At 41.9% G+C, this 16,625-nt stretch carries 18 protein-coding genes; 10 read left to right on the top strand and 8 right to left on the bottom strand.

Going from position 1 to position 16,625, the window contains the following annotated elements; all coding sequences use genetic code 11:
- Nucleotides 1–373 precede the first annotated feature (373 nt).
- The 6 genes from BET10_RS16050 to BET10_RS16025 all read left to right on the top strand — a co-directional run bounded on the left by BET10_RS16050 (nucleotide 374) and on the right by BET10_RS16025 (nucleotide 7,615).
- A complete protein-coding gene (locus tag BET10_RS16050; protein WP_070986608.1) occupies nucleotides 374–2,002 on the top strand; it encodes a diacylglycerol kinase family protein in 1,629 nt (542 codons plus the stop codon).
- 61 nt (nucleotides 2,003–2,063) lie between these two features.
- Nucleotides 2,064–3,455, top strand: coding sequence for a sigma-54-dependent transcriptional regulator (locus BET10_RS16045; protein WP_070986607.1), 1,392 nt, complete (start codon nucleotides 2,064–2,066; stop codon nucleotides 3,453–3,455).
- 26 nt (nucleotides 3,456–3,481) lie between these two features.
- Nucleotides 3,482–3,679, top strand: a complete 198-nt coding sequence (locus tag BET10_RS16040) for a histidine kinase dimerization/phospho-acceptor domain-containing protein (RefSeq protein WP_070986606.1) — start codon at nucleotides 3,482–3,484, stop codon at nucleotides 3,677–3,679.
- Between the two features lie 40 nt (nucleotides 3,680–3,719).
- Complete coding sequence (locus BET10_RS16035) at nucleotides 3,720–5,225, top strand: sensor histidine kinase (RefSeq protein WP_070986605.1); 1,506 nt, start codon at nucleotides 3,720–3,722, stop codon at nucleotides 5,223–5,225.
- Complete coding sequence (locus tag BET10_RS16030) at nucleotides 5,197–5,643, top strand: response regulator (protein ID WP_070986604.1); 447 nt, start codon at nucleotides 5,197–5,199, stop codon at nucleotides 5,641–5,643. The genes BET10_RS16035 and BET10_RS16030 overlap by 29 nt, the downstream gene beginning before the upstream one ends.
- A 13-nt stretch (nucleotides 5,644–5,656) precedes the next feature.
- A complete protein-coding gene (locus tag BET10_RS16025) occupies nucleotides 5,657–7,615 on the top strand; it encodes an ATP-binding response regulator (protein ID WP_070986603.1) in 1,959 nt (652 codons plus the stop codon).
- Between the two features lie 38 nt (nucleotides 7,616–7,653).
- Here the strand turns inward: BET10_RS16025 and BET10_RS16020 are convergent, their stop codons facing one another.
- The 3 genes from BET10_RS16020 to BET10_RS16010 are packed head-to-tail and all read right to left on the bottom strand — an operon-like array spanning nucleotide 7,654 to nucleotide 8,675.
- Nucleotides 7,654–7,908 carry a hypothetical protein gene (locus tag BET10_RS16020; protein ID WP_070986602.1) on the bottom strand — a complete coding sequence of 85 codons (255 nt, stop codon included), beginning with the start codon at nucleotides 7,906–7,908 and terminating at the stop codon, nucleotides 7,654–7,656.
- 7 nt (nucleotides 7,909–7,915) lie between these two features.
- On the bottom strand, nucleotides 7,916–8,326 hold the full coding sequence (locus tag BET10_RS16015) for a hypothetical protein (RefSeq protein ID WP_070986601.1): 411 nt from the start codon (nucleotides 8,324–8,326) through the stop codon (nucleotides 7,916–7,918).
- A 1-nt stretch (nucleotide 8,327) separates the two neighbouring features.
- A complete protein-coding gene (locus BET10_RS16010) occupies nucleotides 8,328–8,675 on the bottom strand; it encodes a hypothetical protein (protein WP_070986600.1) in 348 nt (115 codons plus the stop codon).
- Nucleotides 8,676–9,125: 450 nt separating this feature from the next.
- Between BET10_RS16010 and BET10_RS16005 the strand changes: the two genes are divergently transcribed.
- Entirely contained in the window at nucleotides 9,126–10,022 is an 897-nt protein-coding gene (locus tag BET10_RS16005) for a mechanosensitive ion channel family protein (protein ID WP_070986599.1), read from the top strand.
- A gap of 214 nt (nucleotides 10,023–10,236) precedes the next feature.
- Here the strand turns inward: BET10_RS16005 and BET10_RS16000 are convergent, their stop codons facing one another.
- Nucleotides 10,237–10,818 carry an outer membrane beta-barrel protein gene (locus tag BET10_RS16000; protein WP_070986598.1) on the bottom strand — a complete coding sequence of 194 codons (582 nt, stop codon included), beginning with the start codon at nucleotides 10,816–10,818 and terminating at the stop codon, nucleotides 10,237–10,239.
- 89 nt (nucleotides 10,819–10,907) lie between these two features.
- A complete protein-coding gene (locus tag BET10_RS15995; protein WP_070986597.1) occupies nucleotides 10,908–11,465 on the bottom strand; it encodes a BON domain-containing protein in 558 nt (185 codons plus the stop codon).
- Nucleotides 11,466–11,938: 473 nt separating this feature from the next.
- On the opposite strand from BET10_RS15995, the gene BET10_RS15990 reads away from it, so the two are divergent.
- Genes BET10_RS15990 through BET10_RS15980 form a run of 3 tightly spaced genes read left to right on the top strand, consistent with a single transcriptional unit; the run spans nucleotide 11,939 to nucleotide 12,783 of the window.
- On the top strand, nucleotides 11,939–12,385 hold the full coding sequence (locus BET10_RS15990) for a PA2169 family four-helix-bundle protein (protein WP_070986596.1): 447 nt from the start codon (nucleotides 11,939–11,941) through the stop codon (nucleotides 12,383–12,385).
- A gap of 25 nt (nucleotides 12,386–12,410) precedes the next feature.
- Nucleotides 12,411–12,587: a DUF1328 family protein gene (locus tag BET10_RS15985; RefSeq protein ID WP_070986595.1), complete on the top strand. Its 177-nt coding sequence runs from the start codon at nucleotides 12,411–12,413 to the stop codon at nucleotides 12,585–12,587.
- 4 nt (nucleotides 12,588–12,591) lie between these two features.
- Nucleotides 12,592–12,783 (top strand): hypothetical protein, encoded by a 192-nt coding sequence (locus BET10_RS15980; protein ID WP_070986594.1) that lies wholly within the window; start codon nucleotides 12,592–12,594, stop codon nucleotides 12,781–12,783.
- Nucleotides 12,784–12,837: 54 nt separating this feature from the next.
- Here BET10_RS15980 and BET10_RS15975 read toward each other — a convergent pair whose 3' ends face one another.
- From BET10_RS15975 to BET10_RS15965, 3 genes are all read right to left on the bottom strand, one after another.
- Complete coding sequence (locus tag BET10_RS15975) at nucleotides 12,838–15,147, bottom strand: TonB-dependent receptor plug domain-containing protein (RefSeq protein WP_083330582.1); 2,310 nt, start codon at nucleotides 15,145–15,147, stop codon at nucleotides 12,838–12,840.
- 85 nt (nucleotides 15,148–15,232) lie between these two features.
- Entirely contained in the window at nucleotides 15,233–15,928 is a 696-nt protein-coding gene (locus BET10_RS15970; protein ID WP_070986592.1) for an aspartate/glutamate racemase family protein, read from the bottom strand.
- Nucleotides 15,929–15,936: 8 nt separating this feature from the next.
- Complete coding sequence (locus BET10_RS15965) at nucleotides 15,937–16,593, bottom strand: glutathione S-transferase family protein (protein ID WP_070986591.1); 657 nt, start codon at nucleotides 16,591–16,593, stop codon at nucleotides 15,937–15,939.
- Nucleotides 16,594–16,625 lie beyond the last annotated feature (32 nt).

Below are 16,625 nucleotides of genomic sequence, written 5' to 3'. Positions count from 1 at the left end.
ACAAATCAAAAGGTTAATATTTCACACATACTTCAAAATTAGAATAAAAACTTTAAAATTTATTGTTATATCAACCTCCTAAATTGCAAAAAATACAGTAAAACCTAATTAAACATGGCACAACTGAGCCGACTCAACAACTTTATGTGCTATTTTTACAAAGCTATATCGTTAATCAATTAGCAAGTAAGATTCACACGATACCTTTTACAGACATGGGCCTGTAAAAGTTACAATATAATCAGTCTGTTCGTGTAAATTCGACACGCCAAATAATATAGAAAAATAATTTCTTTTAAATCAAAACGTTAAAATATGGTTGTGTGGTGCAGATTTTGCTTTCATTTTAGGTAACCAAAGGAGTTTTAACTTAATGAAAATGATTAAATACTATGCCGTCGCTCTTTTACTCTCACTTGGGCTAGTCTGGGCAGGCCGTCATGGCTGGTTACTCATTCCCTCTGTGTGGCTCTCATTGTCACTATTTTTTATATTACTCGCTTACACAAGCAACTATCCTAAAATATTCAGAAAATCTGCCACAGGCTCAATACCATTATGGATCAAAATCTTACTTCTGCCCTACCTTGCAGGCGCGCAGTTGTACAATGCCATTGTGCGTCATAATGATAAAGTTCCAGCAATACAGCAGATCACCCCAGATCTATTTTTAGCATGTCGACTATTTCCTACCGATATTGAAATGCTTGAGGCAGAGGGCGTTAATGCTATTGTTGACGTTACTGCTGAATTTGATGGCTTGAACTGGTCTGCTGAACAGGAAGGTCTGTACTATCTGAATATTCCTATTTTAGATCATTACTCACCAAACGAAACGCAAATAATACACGCAATCAACTGGATAAAAGCACAGCATCAGCTTAAGAACAAAGTTGTCATACACTGCGCACTGGGTCGTGGTCGCTCATTTTTCACGCTTTGCGCATACTTACTCGCCTCTCAACCTGATTTAACCGTTCGAGAAGTAATTGAGCAAATACAAAGTATTCGCGGCACAGCAAGACTTAATAAAAAACAACTTAAGGGTCTTATTTCTATTAACAACCATGTTATAAAACATGCACCGCAAGAATTACAGTTGATCGTAAACCCAGTCTCTGGCTCAGGTAAGTGGTATCAGTATGACAATGAAATTATTGGAGAACTTACAAAAGAATATCAGCTGAACTTTCATTTCACAGAAAAAGACACGGATGTGACTAATTTAGCTTCTTCACTGCTGGAACCTCGCTCAAACGCAACCACCTTTGTCGCTTGCGGTGGCGACGGCACAGTCACTCAAGTTGCATCGGCAATTAAAAACACCCCACATACATTGGGTATTATGCCTACAGGTACCGCAAATGCCCTTGCCCATGTGCTGCTGGGTTTTAACAGCAAAGTAAACCCGATAACTGAAGCGTGTGAGGCACTGCTTGCACACCAAACTGTCAATATGGACACCATGACATGTAATGAGCAAACAGCTTTATTGGTTGTGGCAGTAGGCTTAGAAGAGCGCATGATTGACCATGCCAATCGTGAGCAAAAAAACCGCCTAGGGCAATTGGCTTATATCAAAGGGTTTTACAATGCGCTCATAGCACATGACAAACTTGACATGACCCTGTGTGTGGATGAGCAGCCCCCTGAGCATGTAGAGTGTAGTAGTATTGCCATTGCCAACGCGGCTCCTTTTAGTACCTTGCTAGCACAAGGAGGTGGCCCGCCTGACTGGCAAGACGGTTTGCTCGATATTACACAACTCAATTATACAGACGATACCTCTGAGCGTATATTGAGTTTAGCCGAGCTTGTCACCAATAGCATCAGCCAAAGCAACAGCGCCAACATGAGTGTGCAACACCACAAAGCAAAAGCCGTTCATCTTAGTAGTGAAACCGAGTTCCAATATTCTATTGATGGTGAGATAGAGTCTGCCAAACAATTAAGTATTGCCGTGCTACCACAGAGCCTCTCAATTATTTGTGCTGATACGTAGCATGTAAAAACGCTTTGATATCAGTTAGAATGGACAAGAGGTAAGAAAAGGATATGAACTTGTGAAAAGTGTTTTATTAATTGACGATGATTTGGAGTTTACCGAGCTGGCATGTAAGATCATCGAATACCTAGACTGTGAGGTGTATAGTGCCGCCTCAATTAAAGAAGCTAAACAATGGCTTGCCTCACATAAATTTGACCATATCTTATTAGATTTCATGCTCCCGGATGGCAGTGGATTACACTTGCTCGATTATATCCAAAGCGCAAATATTCCCTCATCAGTGACCATGATCACAGGCCACCCTAGTGTAAAAAATGCCATCGCAGAGATATGCGATGACAGCATCGCCTATTTAACTAAACCCATTGATGCAGATGACTTGAAAGGAATCCTATTCACACCTCCCAACAAACAAGCTTCAAGTAAAGAAGAAAGTAAAGGCTACACGCATCACTTCGGTTGCCTAATTGGCGAATCAAAGGCGATGAAAGACATGTACCTGATGATTGAGCGCGTTGCAAAAACCGATGCGAACGTCATGCTATTGGGCGAAAGTGGTGTTGGTAAGGAGATGGTCGCACAAGCAATTCACAATGCAAGTAACGCTACCGGCGATCGCGTATCTATCAACTGTGGAGCGATACCCAAAGACTTAATTGGCAGTGAGTTATTTGGTCATGAAAAAGGGGCTTTTACTGGGGCCAACGCACAAAAACAAGGCGTGTTTGAGTTGGCTAAGAACGGTACGCTATTTTTGGATGAACTCACTGAAATGCCCTTAGATATGCAACCTAATTTATTACGCGTACTAGAAACACAAACAGTGACAAGAGTCGGCGCAACAAAAAGTATCCCTATTAATTGCCGCGTTGTCTCAGCGACGAACCGTTGCATAGAAGAAATTGCTCAAGGCAAAGTGCTACGAGAAGACATTTACTTCCGATTGGCAGTGTTCCCGATTACGATAGCACCTTTGCGAGAAAGAAAAGATGATATTCCATTACTCGCCAGACATTTCCTCGATGAATTAAATCAGCAATATAACTCTAACGTTACCATGAATGACGCAGACATGGACCGGCTAGTGACGCATGATTGGCCCGGCAATATCCGAGAACTCAAGCATACTATTCATCGTGCTTACATCATGGCAGATTTAAAACGAAAGATTTTGGTCTTTCCTGATTCATTCGACTCTCCTTTTTCGAAGCATAGTAGCGCCACTTCAGTGGCTCACCATGCCACTGACAATGCAACACAGCAAGATGCTCATCCCATCATAAACACCAACATCAAAGTAGGTACAACCATAGAGGCACTGGAAAAAGAGTTAATTTACAAAACACTAGAATCGGTTGATGGTAATAAAACCAATGCGGCAAAAATTCTTGGGATCAGTACGAAAACGCTATATAACCGATTAAACACTTACGAAAGCTCTCATTAACCACTTTAGTTTGGAGGTTATAAACAATGCAAGATAAAGCAAAACTCGACGCAATTGTTCATGATGCACGAAAGCCACTCAATCATATATCAATGAATGCTGAGTTACTTAAAATCATGGTCGATAAGTCCGCCTCACCAGAGGAGGTCAAAAAAATTGCTGATCAAATTATCCTTGCAGCGAAAGAATGTAGTGCCACCATACAGCAAATGACACAACAATGAGCATTGGCAAAATCAGCACAATAATAGAGGCTAAATAACCATGAGCAGCTTTATAAATAGGCTAAGTGCCTCTCGCTTTGCATGGCTAAATGCCATGCTTATCATAGGTGCTATTTTATCCAACGCCATGATTGGCTTTAAAAATATCTATGATATTGCTGATATTCACAAAGACCTAACCAATGCCGGTGAGGTGATGCTGGTTATTGATAGCATGCATATAGACATGCTCAATGCGGAGTCAAGCCAAAGAGGTTACCTCATTTCTAAAAAAGAAGCGTTTCTTGCCCCCTATAAAGAAACGCTTGAGCAGTTCAAAGCGACCTTGAAGCGCTTGCAGCAAATAAAATCACAAAGCCATTTACAACAGGCTAGAATTGAAGAATTCGCCAAACTTGCGCAAATAAAGTTGAACTCTTTGGGCGCGAGTATCGATTTAGCAGCTATAACAGATGAAACGCAGCAACAAAGATTATTACAAGATACACAGTTATCTCAAGGTGATATGCGCAAGCTATATCAAGTAATAATTGAAGAAGAAACCTTGATCAGGCAAGCGTTGCTGCAGCGACTAGAACAAGCAAGAACACAAGCAAAAAGCAATGTCATTTGGTTTACAGTACTGAGCATATTGATGTGTATATTCATTGTGGTACTGCTGAATAAACACCTCAAGAACCAAAAAGCCGCGAAGCAACAGTTAGAAGCATTAAACCAAGTGCTAGAACAAAGAGTGAAAGAGCGTACCCAAGCACTTGAAGTTTACACCGACGAACTAAACCGAAGTAACCGAGAATTAGAAGACTTTGCATTTGTTGCTTCCCACGACCTGCAAGAGCCACTTCGAAAAATTCGTGCATTTGCTGACAGGCTCACCACCACCTGTGGTGATCAACTCGGTGCCAAAGGCTGTGATTATCTCGCGCGAATGAATGCCGCGGCGGTGCGCATGTCTACACTGATCACTGATTTATTAGAGCTATCTCGTGTTACTACACGAGGCAAAGCGTTCGTTCAAGTTGATTTAAATAACTTACTCAAGCAAGTCACTGACGACTTAGAAATTGCCATAGAAGAAAGCCAAGGCTCGATAGTCATCCATCCACTCCCCACAATTATTGCTGACGCTAGCCAACTCTCTCAGTTATTTTCTAACTTGCTATCTAATGCAATAAAGTTTCGCCACAGCCAGCGAGCGCTCGAAATAGAGATTCATAGCGAATCAATCTCAGCCCCCTCCCATCTGACGCATCAGCAAGGAACTTGGATCAAAATCACCATCAGTGATAACGGTATTGGCTTTGCTCCAGAATATGCTGAAAAAATATTTACCCCGTTCCAACGTTTACATACACGTAAAGAATACGCAGGCACAGGTATTGGTTTAGCCGTATGCAGACGGATCATAGAGCGCCATGGTGGCCAAATTTATGCGGTTCCCAATGCCAATAATGGTGCCTCATTTACGATTACACTACCCACTGATGCCAATCTATTCAGTGTACAGGACAACACAAATGAACTACTCACAACCGAAAAGAATTAATATTCTAATGGCCGATGATGATGAAGATGATCGGATGTTAACACAAGATGCACTCGATGAGGGGCGTGTGCTTAATACCATAAACTTTGTTCATGATGGCGTTGAGCTACTGGAGTATCTTCGCCATGAAGGGCGCTTTAGTGACGTGCGAGCTCACCCTAGACCAAGCCTGATTTTGTTGGATTTAAACATGCCAAGAATGGATGGTAGACAAGCACTAAAGGAAATAAAAGCAGACCCGAACCTACGCTCAATCCCAGTAGTTATTCTCACCACCTCTAAGCAAGAGGAAGATAAGCTACGGGGTTATGACTCAGGTGCCGCCTCTTACATCTCAAAGCCTGTCAATTTCGAAAGTTTAGTCGAGTTGATGAAAAACCTAGGTAAATATTGGATTGAGATAGTCGAACTACCGTAGCGTGGAGCACTAGATGAGTAACGATAAAACCGTCAAGCTACTATTAATCGAAGATGATGAAGACGATTATACACTGGCTCTCGACTATCTTAACGAAATGCTAGAGTTTGACTTTGAGATCACTTGGTTAAGTGACTTTGACGAAATAATTCATACACTTGAGCAGACAACTTTTGACCTTTGCTTATTAGACCATCATCTTGGTGCCTACACAGGCCTATCAGTATTAAAAGCAGCTAAAGAGATGGGCAATTCGACCTCCTTTATTATGCTAACTGGTCTGGCAGATGAAGTGCTAGACAAGCAAGCTCTTGAGCTTGGCGCTGAAGACTTTTTGGTTAAGTCTGAAATTAATAGCGTACGATTTATTCGTGCTATCCGCTATGCCCTATCTCGTAAAGAGTTGACTAATGAGCGCTTGGAACGCCTCAGGGTCGAGGCCGACAACCGAGCAAAAGACCGCTTTTTAGCGCACTTGAGTCACGAACTCAGAACTCCTTTAACCTCAATCATGGGCTATACCGACCTGTTACTGTCTCGCAAAGAACTGGACAATATTAAACCTGAATTGACAATTATAAATAACAATAGCCTACACTTACTGAACCTTCTCAATGACGTATTGGATTTATCGAAAATCAAAGCCAATACCTTATCGCTATCGAAAGAGTGGCTTTCACTCAACTCATTCCTTGTAGATTTACAAAGCCTGTTTCAAATGGCTGCGAGAAAGAAAAACCTCTGTTTTTCAATCACAGCCCGTGGCCCGCTACCCGATAAGATATATAATGACACAACACGAATGCGCCAAGTACTTACTAATTTTATTTACAACGCTATCAAGTTTACTGATGAGGGTAGCATTAAAGTTGAGCTAGAACTAAAGCACACTCAGCTGCACGTCTATATCAAAGATACTGGTATTGGCATTCCCCCCGAAAACCTCAAACGTATATTTAAGCCCTTTGAGCAAGTTCAAAACACAACGACCAAGACGAATGAAGGCGCGGGACTTGGGTTAGCAATCAGCTCTGCCCTCATTGAGCTGCTAGGCGGAGGTTTGACGGTTGAATCTGCGCTCGGCCAAGGCAGCCTTTTCTCATTCTATGTAGATATCTTGAACGAGCACACTTCCCCAAGCGAGATACAATTAGTGCCACTAAATTTACGGCAAGCACCATCGGAGGTAGAACAAATGCCTTTACCACAACTGGGTGGCCATGTGCTTGTGGTGGAGGACATTCCAGAAATACGCTTTTTGATTTCAGACTTAATCGAAAAAACAGGCGTTACCGTAACAGCTGTAAACAACGGTAAGCAAGCTGTCGACACGTTAAGTCTGAATCAGCACATAGATTTAGCCTTCATGGACCTACATATGCCACAAATGGATGGTCACGAAGCCATTGTGGCGATTAGAAAACAAGGCATTGAGATCCCAGTAGTGGCTCTGACCGCTGCAGCGCAAAAAGGCAATAAAGAAACACTAAAAGCGCTTGGGTTTAATGATTGCCTAACCAAGCCAATCGACGTCGCTAAACTAAACGCAACATTGACCTATCATCTAGGTTCTCAGAATCAAGACGAACACTCAGAGACCTTTAAAAAATCACATAACTCCAGTGCTAAACGCATTTTGTTGGTGGAAGATGACAATGATGCACGAGAGTTGATGACATTATTACTGTCTTCTTTGGACGCCAATGTATGTAGTGCGCATAACATCGAAAGCAGCCTCAATGTGTACGCTGATCAAGCCCCCTTTGACTTGGTTTTACTTGACCTAACACTACCGGATGGCTCTGGGTTTGATGCGGTAACAAAAATTCAAGCGCTCAATCCACATCAAGACATAGTGATTGTGAGTGGCTCAGATCCAGACCCACAAAAACTGGCGACCGCGAACATAGATAAAGTTCTGCTTAAGCCCGTGTCATTACCTGATCTTCAAGCACTCATTGAGTCACTGTAAATCATACGGGCGAAAAATAAGAATACCTGTCGAGATGGTCAACTGAGCTGCTTTATCATTTGTCTAATGCGGACTAATTGCCGCAACGTTCCAAATTTATTTGACCCAGAAACATAAACACCAGCGACTACCACGCCTGTCAAAACGATAGGCGATGAGATGACTTCTTTTAATTGCGCACACATACAGGTTTTAATAACCTGATGGCGTAAAGTGCTGCGTAGGTAATGTGCTCGGCGCTCATTCACTTCTTTATTCGCAGCTTGGTATATGTATTTAGCTAGATAAGTCATGTTGAACCTATTTACTATCAGCGTTAAAGAAGTCGTCCAGTAAATCTCCACTGGCTTTGTCAAATAATCGCACAGCCGTTGCGGTTAGGTAATAAACCAATGCAACATTCAGTGCCATCACCAAACCTGCTGAGGCATACCAGCTAAACCCCGTTGATACCAAAGCATAGGCAAGCACCACTTGAAGGCTCGCCCAGACCATCATCATCAACATCACCGCTGCAACAATAAGCGAGAAGATGGTCACAAGCAGCTTTAAGTTCGCCTTTAACTTTGCTTTGAGTAAATTCGAGTAGCTCGAAAAGATGTCGATATAACTTGCAACCAACTGGCGTCCTTGATCCGAAAGCGCATCAAACTGCGCTTTCAGATCAACTGAGCCTTGCTCTTTTTGTGAAGAACCAAGTGACTCTTTCATCTTATTTCTTCTTTAAAAATAACGTCAGCAACATACCCGCTGTAAAGGCAAACCCAGCTGTTTTCACGGGGTTTTCAGTTGCATACTTTTTAGCGCCCGATTTGTTCCACTTTTGCTGAAGTAGTCTTGACTGTGCTTTTATCGCAGTTGCAGATTCACCACTTTTCGCCCTTAGCACCTCTTCAGCATGGGCTGCACTCGAGTGCAAGCCATCAACTGTATGATGAAGAGTGTCTGCCATTTTATCTGATACAGGGTGCTCCTCATCACTGTATTGCGCGTGTGTTGGCTGATCTTTAGAGTTAGACTTACGATTAGAGTTACTTGTCGCTGTATTTGTAGTAGCCATGATTAATCCTTATAAAAAGTAAATGTCACTTGTATAAAGCAATCAACAGGCCAAACTTAAACAACTTAAAAATCAAAGTCTTATATAAAAACTCAATATTGAATTGTAACCTATACAGTCTGAGTGAGAAAAATTTACACTGTACAATTTTCGTACCCGACAAAGTAAATACGTGTGCTTGAAAAGTTACTCGTGCTGAAAGCAAGCGTGTCGCACACCACAGAGAAAAACAATCATAATTAAAGTATTAATATTTACACCTTAGCGTACCACTCATTTGTGATGTAGGTTCTTCTAACATTGTGAAGAAATTACAGGTAAAAATTTACCACCTTCCCGCCCCTCTCCACGCATCGCTCACAACATGTTGTTTCAACTAACTTTTAATTAAGGGCTGGTTGGCATAATAACTGCGACACTGTACCTTTCAAATTAACACGGTGAAGCCATATGGATATTTTATCGTTAGAGAAGTTTTGGCAGCTCATACATGAAAAAGTAGAAGCTTGGGTTGAACTAAGCATTAAAAATGTACCCAACCTCATTGTTGCCATCATTATTTTTGTACTATTTCTTTTCTTATCCAGCCTAATTGCTAAGTGGTCACTCAAGCTACTCAAAAGGGCATCTAACTCTGTTCAAGTCGCAGGGTTACTAGCGGCAATCATTAAGCTGATTGTAATAGCCATAGGCTTTTTCTTCGCTTTGGATATTATGGGGCTCTCTGGTGCGGTCGCGTCACTTTTAGCTGGTGCAGGAATTATTGGGCTTGCTATCGGTTTTGCATTTCAAGATATGACAGAAAACCTCATTGCGGGTGTCGTCATGGGGATACGTAAGCCGTTTAGAGTAGGTGATATCGTAGAAACAAGTGATACCTTTGGTACGGTTAAACAAATCAACCTGCGTAATACGCTAATCGAGAACTTCTATGGACAGCTTCATATAATCCCAAATAAAATGCTTTTCAAACATGACCTTAAAAACTATTCGAGTACAGGTAAGAGGCGTATAGAGGTAGCCGTCGGTATATCTTATGCCGACGATATTGACAAAGCTCGAGATGTTATAGAAAAAGCGATTAATGAGCATGAGTTTGTTATAAACAAACAAGAAACCGCTGTCTATGCCAGCCACTTTGGTGATAGTGCAATAAATTTACTCGTTTGGTTTTGGATAGCATATCCAGGCAACGGGAACTTTATGGATATTCGTCACAAAGCCATTGTTACCATCAATAAGGCACTCAATGAGAACGATATCCTCATACCATTTCCTATTCGCACGCTTGATTTTAATGCTAAGGGTGGGAAGACCTTGCAGGATATGCAAAAGCATGATGAGTAATTTGACTCGCTAAAGAACGTTAAAGATGGCCTGATACCAAGACCAAAGATTTTTAATCATTTAACACGCTTGCTATAAGTAAGGTTAACTTAAATACGTGCGCCTTTCCCTGTTGAACCTTGCGCTCTTTATTTAAATAAAAACACCGCTATGATAAATCACAGCGGTGAAAAACAACATGTAAACTGGGCACTATGTTTGGAATAATTGTACGTCAAAATACATATTCAACAGACAAAGATGCCACATCCATATTCGGGTCTATTCTATCATCCAGCTCGTAGCGCTCATACTCCAGTCGCATGTTTACATTGTTAGTCACAACGAAGGCAACACCCGCACCATAAAACCAATCGCCGCCATCAAGTTCAGTACCAACCCTACCTACTTCTGGAATATTGGCATAAATATCAGCATTCCACTCAAGCCACCCTCCTTTTGCATAGAGTGAAAATCTATTACTGAGTGGCGCAGAAAAACGCGTAGCTAACGAGACACCATCAAGCTCTGCATTGCTATCGATATCACTAGCTTCATCAAAGTTTTGATAGGCAAGCTCAACACTAAAGTATTCATTTAGAGCCGTACCGATATAACCCTTTAACATCGACTCATCTTCATCAAAGCTGGTATCGTTTTCTCGGTCATCCCACTGAAACGAATACTGACCATAGCCAATACCAGCATACACCTTAGGCTCACCATTAAAATCAAAGTAATTGCCTTGTGCAGCAGATGCTACCCCACTCATTGCTAAAACCATAGACGCAGCGGTAATTGACACGAATTTACGCATAATAATTCCTTGTGTATTTATAGAAAGTTGTGAATTGAAATTTAGTGATAAAAAAAGCGCTCATAGGAGCGCTTTTAAGCATTGGGTAATTAAGATTCTTTAACGATTTTTAGCTCTGTATTAACATCACGTACGTCAGCTGTATTCTTCGCTATGGCTACAGCGAGCTGCTTCTCTGAAGAAGAAGCCACTTCCCCACGCAATGTTACTTCGCCGTTTTCAACATCAACTTCAATGTCGCTGGCATCAACATCCGTATCAAATAGAAAGCGTGTTTTAATCACGGTAGCTATTTTAGCGTCCGTAAATGTAGACTTATCCATATGGTTGCTTTTATCTTGCTGAGCGCTCTCAACGATGGTGATCTGGTTCTCAACCTCTTTTACTCCGTCGATCCCCTCAACGAGTTCTTCAGCGAGTTTTTTATCTACGCTACGCTCAACTTTACCAGTCAGGATAACTACCCCACCCTTGACATCGGTGTTGATGTCAAAAGAATCTAGGTTCGTGTTAAATAGCAGCGTAGCTTCTGCTTTACCATCTATCCAAGCATCGCTTGCTTCTTTCTCCCACGTGTTATCTTTAGCGCTTGCTGAGGTTGCAGCCAAAGTTGAAGCCAATGCGATAGTAATCAATGTGCGTTTCATAATCATTCTCCTTAAATAATTTGGTCGAATCAGATGAAGCACAACGCATACCAAAAGCAAAAAACCATATAAATCAAACAAATAAAAGAAAACCTTAGTTCTATATCCGCCTCTATTGCATTGAACATGAAATTTTTACAGGTAAAATATTCACGGCCTTTGTAACTTTTTGACAGGCTATGTCAAACAACTGCACTGTTATCCACCTACTTGCTATCACTGGACGTCGCAATACAGGCTCGTGAAAGCTTTAAAGTACCAAGCTTACCCATCACACACCGTTATAAATCACATGAATCACAATCATGCAAAAATTACGTGAAGTGATTACAACCATTAAGTAAAAATTACATCTCCCTAGTTAAAGTTTTCATAACAACATGAAAATAAAGAAAAAATAATATGGCATAGGACATGCTTGATGATATTTGAACACGCAAGATTTAATTTGTTGAAGATTAAGGAGAGAATATATGACCCATCCCAATCATGATTTAAGTACAGTTAAAGAACTGATCAAAGTACTAAATGCAGGCGTAGAGTTTTACACGCAAGCCAAGAAGAACATTGACAACCTTATACTGGCACGAATTTTTGAGAAAAATATTCTCGATAAGGCACAGGCTGTATCTGAGCTACAAAAATTCATAGTTGCCGATGAGGGTAAAATTGAAGATGACAACGCGTTAAGCGTTGAACTTCGAGAGTCCTATACTAAAGTCATTTCGCTTATTAGTACGGATAAAGAGCATACCTACCTTTCTCAGCTTGAAGAGGTCGAAGATAAAGTACTGAGAAAAATCGACAGAGCTTTAAAGCAAGACTTACCACCTAGCTGTACACTCGCCCTCAATCAAATCCGCTCGGTGATGCAGGCAAACCATGATGAGATGAAAGGCCTGAAAGAAACTACGGCTTAACAGCCTAAGTACAAAGGAGGTTCCCATGTTACGTTGGTCACTTATTTTTTTAGTACTTGCGCTTATTGCCGCTGTATTTGGTTTTGGTGGCATCGCGGGTGCAGCAGCTAGCATTGCGAAGATTTTGTTCTTTATCTTCGTTGCTTTTTTAGTGCTGTCATTTCTTCTGTCGTTAATAAATAAATCAAAAGGAACAAGGTGATATTATGAATAGCTTAAAAACATTGATACAAGTCTTTGGTGCAGCAACACTATTGACACTAGCTGGTTGCTCTGACGGCCCTGCCGAGGAAACAGGCGAAGAGGTTGATGAAATGATCACTGACGCTCAAAACGCTGTCGAAGACGCTTGTGAAAACCTCAAAGAAGCAGCGAAAGCAGAAAACGAAAACTGTTAATAACACAAACTAAGCTCAAAAGTGCGCCCCCCGCCTTTTGAGCTTTTCAACGAGCTAAAAGCTGGCGGTGACGACAACTTCCCAATTACGGCCCACTTGTGGCAACACTGAATTGTAAAACCCTTGAGTGCGTGAAAGGTTACCATCAGCACTTGTAAATGCATTGCCCGAGTCGGCAGGTCCAAGCCCAGAATGATATATTTGACTATCAAATAGATTGTTAATTTTAACGTGAACACTGAGCCTATCACTGCGCCACGCCAAATTTAGGTTCGTTGTCAAATAGTCTCCAAGCTTAATTCCCTGTGCTCTTAATGGGTTTCTTAAGTAAAGGTGCCGAGAAGATACATAGTTAAACCGAGTATTTACGCTCCATTGGGAAGTAACCGGCACATTAAAACCAATATTCAGTTTGTGTGGCGCTATATCACCCAAGGGCAATCGATACTCTTCGCATAGCGTGCTATCTTGCTTACAGGCTGCGCTGCCACTACCTATCCAACGGCCACGCTGATGATCATAGTTGATATAACTCGTAACATCAGTATAACTGTAGTTTATGTAACTGCTTATCTGAGCTGCGTCAAACCAGTGATTATCCATCTCATATTTAACACGCCACTCAATTCCTTTTACATCCCTTTTACCCGCATTATCCGCTTCTTCTTTTATTACGTTTTTATATTTACTATAAAAAGCTGACCAATCACTAAACCATGCCCCACTTTGATACATCCATATTAACGACAAGTCACGAACTTCTTCTGGCAACAAGTTAGGATTGGCATTGCGACCATTCCAGCCGCCATAGAGTTGAATGGGTGCAGGCTCTTGAAAAGCAGTGGCATAAATTATCTTAAATGTATTGCGTTCATTGTAATCATAAGTAGCCGCTACTCTGGGCTTGATGAATGTGCCATAGGTTGAATTATTATCCCAGCGAATGGCACCACTTAACGACCAACCTGGCATTTTTAAACTAGCTCTAAAATATGCGCCTCTGTCTGTAGTTCGAATGAGATTAGACTCGTCCATTTCCCCCAATGCACCAAGTAGTACAGGCATGCTGCTGTCGGTGGAATAATATACCCCTTTGCCCAGTCCATAAGGTCCCAACTGTCCATCATCTTCTAATGAGCAGTACGCAGATGCCCAATATCCACAAATTTCATAAGCTTTGGTTAATTCCTTTCTTTCGTATTTAATTCCCGCAGCCAAATGTAATGAGTCTGAATATTGGTAGTCATAATCCTGACGAGCTTGCCAAGAGGAGTTAATCGAGTTCCAATCGGAAATGGTGACGAACGAATATTGAGAGTTTTCGCTGTTTTTATCAGGGCTTGCCTCAGCCCAATTACCGTATCTCTGTTCAGTGCGATAGCGCAAGAAGCTTTTCACTCCAAAGCCTGAAGAAAAAACATGATCGTATTCAAGGTAGTACAAATTGTTTTTTTTACTCCAAGTGGCATTGGGCTGGCCCCTATCAAAACTAAACTGCATACCATAACCACTTTGCGTCAACCAGTGGTTAATGCCTGCGCTTAAGCCACCATGGCTTATCTCTGCAAACACCCCGTGTTCTTGATTCTTTGATACATATTCTCCGTATGGGACGCCATTATACTTGTAGTTAAGCACAGGTCCCCAAAACCGCTCATCTGATAAATAATCCTCATTCACAAAGCCCCAGCGAGCCATGTCTTCAAGTTCAGGACCATCACTTTCATATACCTTAGCCGATAACCAATAACTCAGGCCTTGTTGCTTACCCAGTACCGTGAAGTCTAACCCCTTCGAATCAAAATCTGCCATCTGAGCTTGCATCGTTAAATGGTGCCCGTCACTCTCTAGGTCCTTGCCTTTTTGCGTAATGATATTGATCACTCCCAAAAACGCGTTGGGTCCGTATACCGCCCCCGAAGGACCTGAAAGCACCTCTATACGTTCAATACCGGTGAATGGGATCTGCCGATTTGCTGGAAAGTCATGGCCCCACAGTCGGTTATTAATAATGCCATTAATCATAACCAATGTACGCTGTGTACTCGGTGTTCTATACCCTCTTTGGAAAAACGTCGTGTGTTCAGAGCCATACGCAGTGCTTAGGTCGAATCCAGAGAAATCTGCAATAGCCTCGCTTAGGCTTGTATAACCACGCTGTTTGATTTGCTCTTTGGTGAGGACTTGAATGGAAGCGGGTGTATAGCGCAACTTCTCGGCTCGTTCAGAGCCGGACGTCACGGAAAGCTCCAGTAAGTCATTCAACGTAAGTGAGAAGATCTCTTGTTCGTCCTCCTGAGCTTGCAACAAACCTCCAAATATACTCGACACCCAGATACAACATACCGCTAGCCTCTTACTCACTTTTATATCACTATAAAAAATAAACGCATCATACAGTTATAGATGCGCTTGTATAACTTAGCAACATAAAAGCAAGTAAGGGGCGCTAGCTATTGTCACAGGCAAAGCTTACAGCCGCTTGTGCATGTATTTGTGTTGTGTCAAATAACGTCAGTTCACAATCTCGTTGATTGATAAGCAAACCTATCTCTGTGCATCCGAGTATTACCGCCTGAGCACCTCTTTTATGTAATGCATTTATCAACGTTAGGTATTGTTGCTTTGAACTTGGATTAATATGCCCAACACATAACTCTTGATAAATGACACCATCCACCATTTTCTGCTCGTCTTGATTTGGGACAATCACCTCTAAAGCGTGCTTGCTTAAATGCTCAGCATAGAATGGCTCTGACATGGTAAAACGCGTACCAAGCAGTGCGACGCGTTCAACGCTCCGTGCCTTTAGTGTCTGCGCGACCACATCCGCAACATGTATAATGGGCACAGACACATATTTTGTGAGCTGTGGGACCACTTTATGCATCGTATTGGTGCAAATTACAATACACTCGGCACCAGCACGCTCCAGCCCTGCGGCAGCTTGCCCTAATATCTGAGCACATGTTTGCCAATCGCCTGTACGTTGCAGCGCCTCTATTTCTGCAAAATTAACACTATGAAGCACGATTTTAGCGCTATTAAGTCCACCAAGATTGGCTTTCACACCTTCATTTATCAATCGATAATATGTAGCGGTAGACTCCCAGCTCATGCCCCCTAATAAACCTATTGTTTTCATTGTGCTTCCTACTCAAGTTCTGTTCCAGCTTCATCTATTGTAACGATGTCAGTTTCTTGTAAGGCTTCGTCTATCCACTTACCCAACACCGAGCAACTAAGCACCTTATCCATGTAAAGGCGAGCCTGCGAACTTACAACTATGCCATATGTTTGAAAGCGCATCACCACAGGCGCAAACATCGCATCTGCGATTGACCAATCGCCAAACAACCAACCTCCTTCGTCTGCATAATCTTTCATCTGCTCAGCCCAAATCTGCTCTATTCTAGCGATGTCCTTTTTGCAGGCATCGCTTATCGTTAAGCTGCGCTTGGCCCGAATATTCATCGGCATTTCATTGCGTAAGGCGCCAAATCCAGAGTGCATTTCGCATGCTACCGCTCGAGCCTTTGTCTTTTGACCCATTGACTCAGGCCACGCACGACCAGACAAATAAACATCGTTGATATACTCGCAAATAGCCAATGAGTCCCAAACATGAATGTCGTTGTCAATAATACTGGGAACTTTAAGGCTAGGTGTCACCGCCTTTAACGCTTCATAAAATGCAGGCGTTGCTAGTGGAAGTTTAATTTCTTCGAACTTTATGCCATTTTTTTCAAGCATTAACCATGCTCTTAGTGACCATGATGAATAGTTTTTATTACCTATATATAACTGCATTTTTATGTCTCCTTAGCGTGCGATGTCACGCA

The sequence above is a fragment of the Pseudoalteromonas amylolytica genome, from assembly GCF_001854605.1.
Classification (GTDB): Bacteria; Pseudomonadota; Gammaproteobacteria; order Enterobacterales; family Alteromonadaceae; genus Pseudoalteromonas; species Pseudoalteromonas amylolytica.
The sequence above is the reverse complement of the archived record's forward strand: the minus strand, read 5'-3'. Positions and strand labels throughout refer to the sequence as shown.